We start from the raw sequence: 13,435 nt of genomic DNA, 5'->3' as shown, positions 1-13,435 counted from the left end.
TCAGGCCCGTGGCCTGATGCGGTGGGCCGTCGCCACGCCGAGGACGGCCAGGGCCGTGGTGAGGGCGAAGGTGGCCGTCAGGGCGGTGGCGGTGGCCGCGTCATGGGCGTGGGCCAGGGCGATGGCCGCGCCGCCGAGGCCGGTGAGGACGGCGGTGGCCAGGGTCTGGGCGAGTTGCATCGCGCCGCTGGCCTCGCCCTGCCGGTCGGCGGGGGCCTGTTCCATGGCGTCGGTGGTGGCGGCGTTGAACGCGATGCCCATGCCGACGCCGCCGACCGCCCAGCCGACCACCGCGACCAGGGCCGGGACCGCGTCGATCAGGATTCCGGCGGCGATGACGGCCACGCCCGCGGCCAGGATCGCGCAGCCGACGGCGATCGGCAGCGCTCGGGATCGCCCGCTCCAGCGGTCGTCCGCCCGGCCCTGCCAGGCCGCGCCGAGCACCCAGGCGATGGCCCCGGCGGACAGGCCGAGACCGGCCTCGGTGGTGCTCAGGCCGCGCAGCTCGGTGAGGCCGAGGGGCAGGAACGCCTCGCTGCCGAAGTACGCGCCGCACAGCAGGAACCGGATCAGCACGCCGGTCGGTACGCCGCGACGGCCGCGCAACGTACCGGTCGGCAGTACGGTACGCAGGCCCAGCACCGCGGCCACGCTGCCGAGCAGCGCGAGGGGCAGCAGAACGGCCAGGTTGGTGAACTGGAGGCCGCCGAGCAGCACCGCGGTGCCCGCGCTGACCAGGATTCCGCGGGCCACCGGGCCGCGCCACCAGGCGTCGGAGGCCGCGTCGGCGGCGGGCGGGTCCGGGTGTCGGCGGCGCGCCAGCGGGGGCACCGCCATGGCCCAGGCGAGCAGGATCAGCGGCAGGAGCAGGATGAACACGCCCCGCCAGTGGACGTGTTCGGCGATCAGTCCGGCGACGGCCGGTCCGGCGAGCGAGGGGACGGTCCAGGCGCCGGAGACCAGCGCGAACATCCGGGCCCTGAGGTGTTCCGGGTAGTGCAGGCCGATGACGGTGTACGCCAGGGCCATCACGGCGCCGACGCCGAGGCCCTGGACGAAGCGCCCGGCGAGGAAGACCGGCCAGTTCGGCGCGGCCCCGGCCAGGGCGCAGCCCGCCGCGAAGACGGCCAGGCCGATGCCGAGCGGCCGGGCCGGGCCGCGGCGGTCGGCGGAGCGTCCGGCGGCGACGGTGCCGATCAGGTTGGCGAGCATCAGGGCGGAGAATCCCCAGCCGTACGCGTCGAGACCGCCCAGCGCACCGGCGATCTTCGGGAGCACGGTGGCCACGCCCATCGACTCGAAGGCCACCAGGCCGACCGAGAGGACGATTCCCCAGGTCATGGCCGCATACGGGGCCTGGAAGACGCCCCGCCCCACGGCCCCCGGGGCGTTGGCGGCTCCTTCGTCGGCCAGTTCCTGCCGTGACGACATGGGACCCCCTCTAATTTCATTACGTTACGGAACGGAATGAAAATGCATGCTACCTATACTGGCCGCCATGGCAAACCCCGGGAACACCCCCGCCCCCACCGAGGCCCGTCCGTCCGCGGCCAGGTCGGCAGGGCGGCCGCGCGACGCACGGCTCGACACCGCGATCCTGAGCGCCACCCGGGAACTGCTCGCCGAGGTCGGCTACCCCGGCCTCACCCTGGAGGGCGTCGCCGCCCGGGCCGGGACCACCAAGCCCGCCATCCGGCGCCGCTGGGCGTCACGGCAGCTGCTGGTCATCACGGCCCTCGGCGAGATCATGGGCACCGCCCCCACCCCCGACACGGGGTGCACCCACTGCGACCTGATCCTCGGCATCGAGACCATCGGCCAGGCCTTCGGGGGCGCCTTCGGCCGCCGTACGCTGCCCGCGCTGATCGCGGACCTGGCCGGGGACCCCGAACTGGACCGGGTCTTCGCCGACACGATCTTCCACCCCCGGCGCGCCACCACCAGGGCGGCGCTGCTCCGCGGCATCGAACGCGGTGACCTCCGCGCGGACGCCGACCTCGACCTGCTGCTCGACCTGCTGGCCGCCACCACCTACCACCGGGTGCTCTTCGGCCACATGCCGATCGACGACCGGCTGGCGCACGACGTGGTGATGACCGTCCTCGACGGCGCGGCGACACCGCGCTGGCGCGAGCACTACCGGCAGCGCCACGACGGGTGACGGAGGCTAGAGCCAGCCGTTGCGGCGGAAGCCCCGGTGCATGGCGAAACAGGCGGTGGCGATGACGACGAGCACCAGCGGGTAGCCGAAGCGCCAGTGCAGCTCGGGCATGTGGTCGAAGTTCATGCCGTAGACGCCGCACACCATGGTGGGCACGGCGATGATCGCCGCCCAGGCCGTGATCTTGCGCATGTCCTCGTTCTGGGCGACGGTCACCTGCGCGAGATGGGCCTGGAGTATGGAGTTCAGCAGGTCGTCGAAGGCCGCTATCTGGTCGGTGACCCGGGCCAGGTGGTCGGCGACGTCCCGGAAGTACGTCTGGATGTCGGCGTCGACCGCGGGGAGGCGCTGGGCGGAGAGCCGTTCCATCGGGCGGGCCAGGGGCGCCACGGCGCGCTTCAGCTCCAGCAGCTCCCGCTTGAGCTGGTAGATCCGTCCCGGATCGGCCCGGACCAGGGGCTCGCGGGCGAAGACCTCGGTCTCGACCTGCTCGATGTCGTCCTGCACCGCGTCGGCGACCGCGAGGTAGTCCTCGACCACATGGTCGGCGATGGCGTGCAGCACCGCAGAGGGGCCCTTGGCCAGCTGCTCCGGATCGGCCTCCAGCTCCTCCCGCAGCGGGCCGAGCGAGCCGTGGCGGCCGTGCCGTACGGTGATGACGAAATCGGGCCCGGTGAAGGCCATGACCTCGCCGGTGTCCACGACCTCACTCGTCGTGGTCAGCTCGTCGTGTTCGACGTACCGGACCGTCTTGAAGACGGTGAACAGCGTGTCGTCGTACGTGTCCAGCTTCGGCCGCTGATGGGCCTGGACGGCGTCCTCGACCGCCAGCGGGTGGAGGGAGAACAGGTCGGCGATCCCGGAGAACTCCCGCTCGGTAGGTTCGTGCAGCCCGATCCACACGAAGCCGCGCCCCGCCCGGCGCACCCGCGCGATCGCCTCCTCGACCGGGCAGTCACCGGGCTGGCGCTTCCCGTCGACGTACGCCACGCAGTTCACCACCGACGTGCCGAGCGGCGAGCGGGCCGGGTGGTTGAGATCGACGCGGCGGCGGCGCCGGGCCAGGCGCGCCACTTTCCGGAGGTTGCCGACCATCGACATGGGAACTCCTTCGGCTGAGCTACGGCCGACGCCTACCCCGTCGAGGGATTCGCACCGACTGCGCCCACAGCGTACGACCCGGCCTCCTTTTCGCTCCGGCCCCCGCCGATGAGTTTGTGCGGTGACCGCGGTCTGAGAGGAGGAAGGGTCATCCGCACCGCTCGTGGAGGGGCATCATGAGGAAGATCATTGCCAGCCTGTTCATCTCGCTCGACGGGGTCGTGGAGGCCCCCGACCAGTGGCACTTCCCCTACTTCAACGACGAGATGGGCGCCGCCGTCGACGCGACCTTCGGCGTGACCGACACGCTCCTCCTGGGCCGCAAGACCTACGACAGCTTCGCCGGGGCCTGGCCGGAGCGGGAGGCGGCCGGGGGTGAGGACGCCGACTTCGCGAAGAAGCTCGGCGACGCCCGCAAGATCGTCGTATCGCGCCAGGAGCTGTCGTTCACCTGGCGGAACACCGAGCAGCTCAAGGGCGAGGTGGCCGACGCCGTCACCGCGCTGAAGGCGGAACCGGGCAAGGACATCGCGATGAGCGGCTCGGTGTCGATCGTCCGGCAGCTGCTGGCGCACGGACTGCTGGACGAGCTGCACCTGCTGGTGCACCCGATCGCCGTGCGCAAGGGCATGCGGCTGTTCGACGAGGGCGAGACCACGATGCCGCTGCGGCTGCTGTCGTCCAAGACCTTCAGCACCGGGGTGCTGCACCTGGTCTACGCCCTGGCCGAGGCGACCGGCGACGCCACGTACGACGACGCCAAGGCGCACCTGCCGCAGGGTGACGCGTAGCAGCCGGCAGCGGTCCATGCCATGGATCCGGTCTCGGATGGCCCGGATTCGGCCGCATGTGTCCCCGGCCGGTGTGGACCGTACCTCGGCCCGGTGACGCTTCACCCGAGACGGCATCAACCGGGCAAGGGGGGAACGACCGTATGGGCAAGCAGGTGAAGTGCGGATCGACCAACACGACGACCGGGAGGCCATGCCAGAGGCCCGCGATGATCGGCTACTCCCGCTGCCAGCTGCACCGGGGCGACTGGAACAAGCCGCAGAAGAAGAAGGGCAAGAAGAGGAGCTGACCCACGCTCGTGGGGACCCTTCACCAGCCCAGTCGGCGCGGCGTCGTTACGCGGGGGCGGCGCGTCTGGTGCAGGTGAAGGGGGCGTCCAGCCAGTAGGTGTTGTGCTGCTCGTCGTAGACGAGCGGGTACTCGGTGTCCGGGTCGCAGAGTTCGTCGATCTGGGACCGGTGGGCGGAGCTGATGGTGAACCAGTACTTGTTGGTGTCCCAGGCGACCCGTTCGCACCGGTAGAAGAACCCCTTCACGCCGGGGCCGAACACATCGCTGCGGAAATTGGCCGCCAGCTTCTTGTTGAGGTTGATGTTCTCGCAGTCGGCCTTCATGGCCTCGACGTCGACGGTCCTCGCCGCCTCCGTCGTATATGCCGTGGCGGTGTGGGTGCCCCACGCCGTCCAGGTCCGCTTCGGCAGGGCGATCTGTTCGGCGACCTCTCCGAGGAAGGGGCTGCGGGGGGCGGGTTTACGGGATGGCGTCGCGGCACCGACCTCCGTGACGCCTCCGGCGACCGCGAGGGCCAGCGCCATGAGCAGCAGGAGGGCGGCCCGGACTGCGTTCCGGATCGGGGAGGACATCGAGGACGACGTGGTCATGGTGCGCTCCATTCCGGTACGGCCCGGCGGACCGACTGGCCTCTGACGACCGGATCGCACGCTAACCGCTCGGGCGGGGGATCCACGGGAACGACAGGGCTGGCCGAAGCTCTTCTGCCGCACGATCGACCGGACAGCCGAAACGTCCGCGCACCGCTCGCTAATCTGCGCGGGTGACCATCGAGCTGACCGTCCTGTCGACGGTTTCGTATCGCGGGCAGGAGATCACCGCTCCGCGGCTCCGGGGGCTGCTCGCGCTGCTCGCCTCCGACCTGCGCACCGGGTGCAGCACCGGGCGGCTGGTCGACGGGTTGTGGCCGGACGGGCAGCCGGAGAATCCCGTCAAGGCGGTGCAGATCCTGGTCTCGCGGCTGCGGTCGCGGCTCGGGGCCGAGGTGGTGGTGAGCACGCCCAGCGGGTATCGGCTGGGGCTCGGTGAGGAGCGGGTGGACGCCTCGGCAGTTCTGCTGCACGCCGCCGCCTGCGCGGAGAAGGCGCGGGCCGGGGACCATGCGGGGGCTCTCGCCGAGGCGGAGGAAGGGCTCGCCCTCTGGGACGGGGCCGGGGACGGCGGCGGGGACGCGGACGCGGTGCTCGGCGATCCGGTCGCGGCGCTGCGGGCCGAGCGGGCGGCGGCGCACCGGGCGCTGCTACGGGGCCGGGCGCTGGGGCTGGCCCGGACCGGCGGCCGGGAGGCGGCCGCCGGGCCGTTGGCGGAGCTGGTGCGGGAGTTCCCGAGGGACGAGGAGCTGTGGCTGGAGCTGGTGCGGTGCGAGGCGGCGACCGCGGGCACGGCCGCGGCCCTGGCCACGTACGAGCGCTACCGGCGGCGGCTGCGCGACGAGCTGGGGACCGACCCGGGGCCGGGACTGCGGGCCCTGCACGAGGAGTTGTTGCGGGGCGAGGCGCCCGTGGTGCGGCGCGGGGTGCCGCACGAACCGAACGCGCTGCTCGGCCGGGACGGCGACATCGCCGCCGTGGCGGGCCTGCTGCGTTCCTCGCGGGTCACGTCGATCGTCGGGCCCGGCGGGCTCGGCAAGACCCGGCTGGCGGCCGCGGTGGCGCGGGCGGCCGAGCAGCGGGTGGTGCATCTGGTGCCGCTGGCGGGCGTGACGAGGGACGAGGACGTGGCGGGCGAGGTCGCCTCGGCGGTCGGGGGCGCGGGCGGCGCGCCCTCCGCCGAGGTGCTGGGCGGGCTCGTCGCGGCGCTCGGGGCGGGCCCGGTGCTGCTGGTGCTCGACAACTGCGAACAGGTGGTGGGCGGAGTCGCCGAGGTGGTGCGGGGGCTGGTGGCGGCGACCCGGGAGCTGCGGGTGCTCACCACGAGCCGTACGCCGCTGGGCATCGCCGCCGAATCGGTCTATCTGCTGCCGGAGTTGGACCCCTCGACGACGGTCGAGCTGTTCGGGCAGCGGGCCAGGGCCGCGCGGCCGGACGTCGAGCTGCCCGCCGAGGCCGTCACCGCGCTCTGCCGCCGTCTCGACGGGCTGCCGCTCGCCGTCGAGCTGGCCGCGGCGCGGGTGCGGGTGCTGTCGGTGGCGGAGATCGCCCGGCGGCTGGAGGACCGGTTCGCGCTGTTGCGCGGCGGGACGCGGGACGCTCCGCAGCGGCACCGCACGCTGCACGCGGTGGTCGACTGGAGCTGGAACCTGCTCGCACCGGACGGGCAGGCGGCCCTGCGCGCGCTGTCCGTGTTCCCGGGCGGTTTCACGGCCGACGCGGCGGAGCACCTCGTCGGTCCCGACGAACTGGATGTGCTGGAGATCCTGGAGGATCTCGTCGGGCAGTCGCTGCTGAAGGTGACGGACACCCCGGCGGGCGCCCGGTTCCGGATGCTGGAGACCGTACGGGAGTTCAGCGCGGCACACCGCACGGCGGCGGGCGAGGACGAGCAGGTCACGGGGCGTTTCCTCGACTGGGCCCGGTACTTCGGTACGACGTACCACGACGCGCCGTTCGGCCCGGACGCCGTCGCCGCCTGGCAGCGGATACGGGCGGAGCAGGACAATCTCGTACGGGCGCTGCGCATCGGGCTGGACGCGCACCACATGCCGACCGTCATGGCGACCGCGGCCGCCCTGGGCACGCTGTGGACCACCGAGGCCCACTACCCCCGGATGATCACGCTGGCCGAGGACACCGGCCCGCTGCTGTCCCGCTACCGGCCGGAGCCCGACGGCGTCGAACCGGTCCGCACGCTCGCGACCCTGGTCGCGGTCAACGCCTTCCTCGGCGGGGGCACGAGCGCGCCGCGCTTCCTCGCCGTACTGCGCCGACTGCCCCCGGGCGCGCCCGGGACCCTGATCGGCGCGCTGGCCACGGTGTTCAGCCGGATACCGGAGGTGCTGGGACCGGACCGTACGGCCCTGGAGCGGCTGTGCGCGAGCGATGAACCGCTGGTGGCGGGGGTCGCGGAGGGCGTGGCGGGCTACCTGTGGGAGAGCGAGAACGAACCGGAACGGGCCATGGCCGCCGCCCGGCGGATGCTCGCCGCCTTCGAGGGACGGCGCGTCCCGTGGCTGACCGTCATGGGGCATTCGCGGCTGAGCGAACTGTGCCTGAACGCTGAACGGGGCGCGGAGGCGCTGATCCACATGGCGGAGGCCATGCGGATCATGGACGAACTGGGCGACTGGAACGACATGATGGGCCTGCGCTGGGGCATGGTCCTGGCCAACCTCCAGACCGGCGACCTCGACGCGGCCGAACACTGGCTGGAACAGGCCGTACTGCACCGGCCGGAAGAGGCCGTCGACCTGCTCACCCCCGACCTCGGGGCACGCGCGGAGATCGCGCTCGCGCGGGGCGAGACGGAGCGGGGGCTGGCGTTGTGGCGGCGCGCCACGAGCACCCTGGAGGGCGACGGCGATCCCCTGCTGGAGCCGTGGGCACTGGAGATCCAGGCGGTATCGGTCGCGGCCCACGCCCAGCACGCCCGCCTCGACCTGGTGTCCGCCCCGGCGGCGGCACTCACGGAACGGATCGTGGCCCTGCTCGACCGGGGCGTGGCGCTGGACATCCCGATCTGCGGTGTGGTGCTGCTGGCCCTGGGCTACGTCGACCTCGCGACGGGCCGAACGGGTACGGGCGTGCGGCTGATCGCACTGGCCGAGCGCTTCCGATGCCTACGGAGCTTCCAGCCGACAACGGGCGTCGGCCCGCTCGGCGGCACGCGGGCACAGGAAGCCGACCAGGGGCGGGCGGTACGACGACGCGAGGTCGAACGTACGGCCGCCCTGAAACCCGGGGACGAACTCCCGGACTCGGCGGTCGAGTTTGCTGAGGGCTCCGCGCCTGAGGGGGGCGCCGGGGGCGGGGCCGGGACGCGGGGGTCACAGGCGGACCGGTAGGCGCAGGAGGTGGAAGCCGTCGCCCGGCCAGTGGCCGAACTCCAGCTCGGCGCGGGGCACGGCGAGGCGGAGGCCGTCGTGGCGGACGAAGAGGCGGTCGAGGACGACGCTGGTGACGAGGCGGCCGAGGGCGGCGCCGATGCAGTAGTGGGCGCCGTGGCCGAAGGCGAGGTGGCCGTCGCCGCGGCCGAACTCCCGGCCGACGTCGAGCTGTCCGGCGCCGTCGCCGAACTCCTCCGGGTCGTGGTCGGCGGCGAGCAGGGCGACCGTCACCGACTCGCCCCGGCGCAGCGCGGTGCCCGCGAAGTCGACGTCCTCGGTGGCGTAGAGGGTGGCGCCGATGCGGACGATGGAGACGTACCGGAGGAGTTCGGGGACGGCGCGCGGGAGGAGTTCGGGGGCGGCGTGCAGCCGGGCGGCCTGTTCGGGGTGGTCGAGCAGGGCGAGGGCGGCGTGGGCCAGGAAGAGCGCGGGCGGGGTGATGCCGGTGTTGATGAGCAGGAAGACGATGCCGATCAGGTCGTCCTCGGTGAGCTGGTCCCCGTCGAGGAGGGCGGAGATCAGGTCCTCGGTGGGTTCGGCCCGGCGGCGGGCGATCAGCTCCTTGGCGTATTCGACGAGCGCGACGAGCGCCTCCCCGGCCCGGCTGCCGTCGCCGAAGGCGAAGTCCCGCATCCAGGAGCAGACCTGGTCGCGGTCGCGCTCCTCGACGCCGATCAGCTCGCAGATGACCTGGGTGGCCAGGGGGTAGGCGAAGGCACCGAGGAGGTCCGTACCGCCGTTCGCCTCGGCCTCGGCGACCAGGGCGTCCGCGGTCCGCTCGACGAAGGTACGCAGCGCCGCGATGCGGCGGGCGGTGAACGCGCGGGTCAGCGGGGCGCGGCGGTGGGCGTGCTCCTCGCCGTCGAAGAGGGCGAGGTGTCCGGCGAAGTACTTCACGTACTCGGCGGGGAGCCCGGCGGAGGCCGCCTCCAGCAACTCGTCCTGGGCGTCGGACGCTTGGGCCTCATCGGCGTCCCCCGGGATCCGGGTGCGGTCGCGGATCAGCCGCGGTTCGGTGAGGGCGGCCTTGACGTCGGCGTACCGGGTGACGAGCCGGACGGGGGTGGTGAGGCCGGGGAGGACGGCGTGCGGGAGTTCGTCGCGGGTACGGAGGTCGGCGTAGCCGCGTACGGGGTCCTCGACCTGCTCGGGGGTGAGGTGGGTGGCGTTCTCGGACATGGCGTTCTCGGACATGGCGGTCTCGCTTCCTGGTGGAGTGGGAGGGTGAGGTGGGGGGCTCAGCGGGGGTCGCGGGCGAAGCGGCGCTGCGACCAGACGAAGCCGAGCAGGGTGATGGCGAGGCACCAGGCCACGGACAGCCAGCCGTTGTGGCCGATCTCCGTGCCGGTGAGGAGTCCGCGCAGGGTCTCGACCACGGTGGTGAAGGGCTGGTAATCGGCGAACCACCGGATCCAGCCGGGCATCGCGTCGACCGGCACGAACGCGCTGCTGATGAAGGGCAGCAGGAACGACAGCGGCAGTACGGCGTTGCTGGCGGCCTCGGGCGTGGGGCTGGCGAGCCCCATGCCGACCGCAAGCCAGGTCAGCGCGCAGCAGACCAGGGCGAGAACTCCGGCCGCGGCGAGCCATTCGACGGCTCCGGCGTCGGAACGGAACCCGATGGCGAGCGCGACCCCGGTCACCAGCACCAGGCTGATCATGGTCTGGATGACGCTGCCGACGACATGGCCGACGAGGACCGAGGAGCGGGAGATGGCCATGGTGCGGAAGCGGGCGACGACGCCCTCGGCCATGTCGGTGCACACGGCGACGGCGGTCGGCACCGTTCCGGAGCCGACGGTCATCAGCAGGATGCCGGGGACGACGTAGGCGATGTACGCGGAACGGTCGCCTCCGCCGCCGAGGCCGGTGCTGAGCGCCGTACCGAAGACGTACACGAAGAGCAGGAGCATGATCACCGGCATGCCGGTGACGCCGATGGTCATGGAGGGGTAGCGGCGGGCGTGCAGCAGATTGCGCCGCAGCATGGTCAACGAGTCGCGGAGCGGGTGCGCGGCGACGGTACGAGGGCTCATCAGGTCGCTCATCGGGCTTCCACCTTGTCGTTGCCGGGGCGGCCGGTGACCGCGAAGAAGACGTCGTCCAGGTCGGGGGTGTGCACGGTCAGGGCCTCGGGCGTCACGGCGGCCCGGTCGAGGCCGTCGAGCAGCGCGCGCAGGGCGTGGACGCTGCCGTCGTTCGGCACCCGGAGGGACAGGCCCTCCTCGTCGGCCGCGGCGCCGTCGCCGAGGGCCCGGTACGCGGCGGCGAGGGCGGCAGGGTCGGCGAACGTGAGGCGGACATGGCCGCCGGGCACCAGCCGCTTCAGCTCCTCGGGGGTGCCCTGGGCGGCCAGTCGGCCCCGGCTGAGGACGGCGATGCGGTCGGCGAGCTGATCCGCCTCCTCCAGGTACTGGGTGGTCAGGAAGACCGTCACCCCGCCCGCGACGAGATCGCGGATGATCTCCCACATGGTGTGGCGGCTGCGCGGGTCGAGGCCGGTGGTCGGCTCGTCGAGGAAGATCACGCGCGGCGAACCGACCAGGGTCATCGCGATGTCGAGGCGGCGCCGCATCCCGCCGGAGTAGGTGGAGGCGGGCTTCTTGGCCGCCGCCACGAGGTCGAAACGGTCGAGGAGTTCGGCGGTGATCCGCTTCCCCTCCCGGCGGCCCAGGTGGTGGAGGTCCGCCATGAGGGCCATGTTCTCCTCGCCGGTGATCATGTTGTCGACGGCGGAGAACTGCCCGGTGACGCCGATCGCGGCGCGCACGGCCTGCGGGGCGGCGGCCAGATCGTGCCCGGCCACGCTCGCCCGGCCGCCGTCGGCGGTGATCAGGGTGGAGAGGATCTGGACGGTGGTGGTCTTCCCGGCGCCGTTCGGGCCGAGGAGGGAGAAGATCGTCCCCTGGGGGACATGGAGGTCGATCCCGTCGAGGACGACCTTGTCCCCGTAGGCCTTGCGCAGCCCTTCGGCGGCGATGGCCGCCGGGGCCGTTACGCCCGTTCCGTCTCGTGAGGTCATGCCCCAGAGACTGCGGGTGGTCGGCTTCAGCGCGGCTTCAGTCCGGTTGCGGCGTCCGTCCCGCCGGTTTCAGCGCCTGAAACCGCGTGCCGCAACCGCCGTGCACAGGCTGTGCGTTCGCCATGAATGCCACGGAAATTGTTGACGATTTTGCGGACGATCCATACGTTCACCAGGCGACGGGGACCACGGACGAGCGGCAGGAGATGTCAGTGAAGCGCAGGACCATGGTCATGGGACTCGCCGCGGCCACCGCGGCGGCGTCGGCGGCGGGGGCCGGCGTCGCGGCCGCCGCCCGCTCGCGGAAACCCTCGGACGCGCTGGTCTTCGACAAGGATGCCTACACGGTCCTGACGACGACCGTCGCCACGGACGACGGCGACAAGGCCGTGACGTACCACTTCTACAAGGCCATCACGTACGTCACGAACCCCGTGGACGCGAAGTACCAGTGCCTCAACGTCAGCGTGCCCGTCGAGATCGACGGCACCGCGGTCGACGCCACCCGCGCGCCGATCCTCTTCGCCAACTCGGTGGGCGGCTACATGCCGTCGTCCGTGGCGGACGCCACCGGGGTCGGCGGTTCCGCGATGACCCCGCCCGGTGGTGGCGGGGGCGGGGGCGGTGGGGGCGGCGGGCAGGCGGCCATGGTCAGCAACGCCAAGCTGGCGGTCGCCGCCGGTTACGTCGTCGTGGAACCGGGCGCCCGCGGCCGGACCCTCGTCGACGCGGACGGTACGTACTACGGCACGGCGCCGACCGCCATCGTGGATCTCAAGGCCGCGGTGCGGTACGTACGCTTCAACAAGGGCCGCATACCGGGGAACACCGACCGGATCGTCTCCTCCGGAACCAGCGCCGGAGGCGCCCTGTCCGCCCTGCTCGGAGCGTCCGGGGACAGCCCCCTGTACGAGGCCGACCTCAGGGAACTGGGCGCCGCCCCCGCGAGCGACGCCATCTTCGCGGGCGGCGCCTGGTGCCCCATCGCCGACCTGGAACACGCCGATATGGCGTACGAATGGAACTGGGGCGGCAACAAGCTCAGTTCCGGCGACACCGTCGACCAGGCCGTCTCCAAGGAGCTGCGCTCCGCCTTCGCCGAATACCAGGCCGCGCTGAAACTGCGGGGGAAGCACGGCTTCGGCCCCCTCACGGCCCGCACCTACGACGACTACCTCGTCAAGACCTACCTCGCACCGGCCGCCACCACCTACCTCAAGGCCCTCCCGGCAGCGGACCGTTCGGACTACCTGGCCAAGAACCCGTGGCTCACCTGGTCCGGCGACCGCGCCGCCTTCGCGTGGAGCGACTTCCTCACCCACGTCGGGGCCCGGAAGAAGAACACCCCCGCCTTCGACCCCTTCGACCTCTCCGCACCGGAGAACAACCTGTTCGGCACGGGCACCACCAAGACCCGCCACTTCACCCTCTACAGCCTCCGCCACGCCACCGGTAACGCCAGCGCACGCCTCGACGGCGATCTGCCCCGCAAACTCGACCTGATGAACCCCATGTTCTTCATCGAGCAGCGCAACCCCGGCCGGGCGAAGCACTGGTGGATCCGCGTCGGCACCAAGGACACCGACACCTCGCTCACCGTCGTCGGCAACCTCGCCGCGGGCCTGGAGAACCTGGGCGACGACGTCGACGCCCTCATGTACTGGGACGCCGGCCACGGCGCCAACGAGGACGCGGCGGACTTCATGACGTGGATCGGCCGCGTGACGGGCTACTCAAGGTGACCTGACACCAGCGGTCCCGTAGGGGCCACTACGCCCCCAACAGCCCCCACCGCACCGCCGCGACTGCCCCGAGCACCAGCGGCGGTACCAGCCACCACGGCCCCATGACGCGCCGCACCGACGGCATCACCGTGATCAGCCCGGCGAGGGCGCTCGCCCCGAGGGTGAGCACGCACGCGAGGACGATTCCAGTGCGCGCGTCGTCGTCCCAGCTGCCCGACGGGCTCGATGGTCAGCGCCGTGTAGCAGAAGAAGGCCGCGATCAGGTGAAGGATCACCAGCGGGACGGCCAGAACCCACCGCAGGCAGCCTCGGTCCCCGGACAACACCCGCACAGCGTACGC

General features: G+C 72.3%; 12 protein-coding genes. 6 read left to right on the top strand and 6 right to left on the bottom strand.

Annotated elements, in window-relative coordinates:
* Nucleotides 1-1,431, bottom strand: a complete 1,431-nt coding sequence (locus SSOG_RS23280) for an MFS transporter (RefSeq protein ID WP_009716694.1) — start codon at nt 1,429-1,431, stop codon at nt 1-3.
* A gap of 67 nt (nt 1,432-1,498) precedes the next feature.
* Here SSOG_RS23280 and SSOG_RS23275 point away from each other — a divergent pair, with 67 nt between their 5' ends.
* Nucleotides 1,499-2,161 (top strand): TetR-like C-terminal domain-containing protein, encoded by a 663-nt coding sequence (locus SSOG_RS23275; RefSeq protein ID WP_039938460.1) that lies wholly within the window; start codon nt 1,499-1,501, stop codon nt 2,159-2,161.
* Between the two features lie 6 nt (nt 2,162-2,167).
* On the opposite strand, the gene corA is transcribed toward SSOG_RS23275, so the two are convergent.
* Entirely contained in the window at nt 2,168-3,262 is a 1,095-nt protein-coding gene (gene corA / locus SSOG_RS23270; RefSeq protein ID WP_039938458.1) for a magnesium/cobalt transporter CorA, read from the bottom strand.
* Nucleotides 3,263-3,438: 176 nt separating this feature from the next.
* Here corA and SSOG_RS23265 point away from each other — a divergent pair, with 176 nt between their 5' ends.
* Together SSOG_RS23265 and SSOG_RS53830 are read left to right on the top strand one after the other, a co-directional pair.
* The gene (locus SSOG_RS23265; RefSeq protein ID WP_009716691.1) at nt 3,439-4,053 is read left to right on the top strand and encodes a dihydrofolate reductase family protein; all 615 of its coding nucleotides are present in this window, start codon (nt 3,439-3,441) and stop codon (nt 4,051-4,053) included.
* A 143-nt stretch (nt 4,054-4,196) separates the two neighbouring features.
* Entirely contained in the window at nt 4,197-4,343 is a 147-nt protein-coding gene (locus tag SSOG_RS53830) for a hypothetical protein (RefSeq protein WP_167542505.1), read from the top strand.
* Nucleotides 4,344-4,389: 46 nt separating this feature from the next.
* On the opposite strand, the gene SSOG_RS23260 is transcribed toward SSOG_RS53830, so the two are convergent.
* Nucleotides 4,390-4,935 (bottom strand): hypothetical protein, encoded by a 546-nt coding sequence (locus SSOG_RS23260; RefSeq protein ID WP_039938456.1) that lies wholly within the window; start codon nt 4,933-4,935, stop codon nt 4,390-4,392.
* Between the two features lie 173 nt (nt 4,936-5,108).
* Here SSOG_RS23260 and SSOG_RS23255 point away from each other — a divergent pair, with 173 nt between their 5' ends.
* A complete protein-coding gene (locus SSOG_RS23255) occupies nt 5,109-8,285 on the top strand; it encodes an ATP-binding protein (RefSeq protein WP_009716689.1) in 3,177 nt (1,058 codons plus the stop codon).
* Here the strand turns inward: SSOG_RS23255 and SSOG_RS23250 are convergent.
* Genes SSOG_RS23250 through SSOG_RS23240 form a run of 3 tightly spaced genes read right to left on the bottom strand, consistent with a single transcriptional unit; the run spans nt 8,268 to nt 11,349 of the window.
* Complete coding sequence (locus SSOG_RS23250) at nt 8,268-9,521, bottom strand: cytochrome P450 (RefSeq protein WP_009716688.1); 1,254 nt, start codon at nt 9,519-9,521, stop codon at nt 8,268-8,270. The genes SSOG_RS23255 and SSOG_RS23250 overlap by 18 nt on opposite strands.
* 44 nt (nt 9,522-9,565) lie before the next feature.
* The gene (locus SSOG_RS23245) at nt 9,566-10,375 is read right to left on the bottom strand and encodes an ABC transporter permease (protein ID WP_009716687.1); all 810 of its coding nucleotides are present in this window, start codon (nt 10,373-10,375) and stop codon (nt 9,566-9,568) included.
* Nucleotides 10,372-11,349, bottom strand: a complete 978-nt coding sequence (locus SSOG_RS23240; protein ID WP_009716686.1) for an ATP-binding cassette domain-containing protein — start codon at nt 11,347-11,349, stop codon at nt 10,372-10,374. The genes SSOG_RS23245 and SSOG_RS23240 overlap by 4 nt, the downstream gene beginning before the upstream one ends.
* 206 nt (nt 11,350-11,555) lie before the next feature.
* Between SSOG_RS23240 and SSOG_RS23235 the strand changes: the two genes are divergently transcribed.
* On the top strand, nt 11,556-13,091 hold the full coding sequence (locus tag SSOG_RS23235; protein ID WP_039938455.1) for a subtype B tannase: 1,536 nt from the start codon (nt 11,556-11,558) through the stop codon (nt 13,089-13,091).
* A gap of 104 nt (nt 13,092-13,195) precedes the next feature.
* A partial coding sequence (locus SSOG_RS54900) for a hypothetical protein (protein ID WP_208867372.1) occupies nt 13,196-13,435 on the top strand: 240 nt, incomplete at its 3' end.

The sequence above is a fragment of the Streptomyces himastatinicus ATCC 53653 genome, from assembly GCF_000158915.1.
Classification (GTDB): Bacteria; Actinomycetota; Actinomycetes; order Streptomycetales; family Streptomycetaceae; genus Streptomyces; species Streptomyces himastatinicus.
This window is presented reverse-complemented; position numbering and strand designations above follow the sequence as displayed.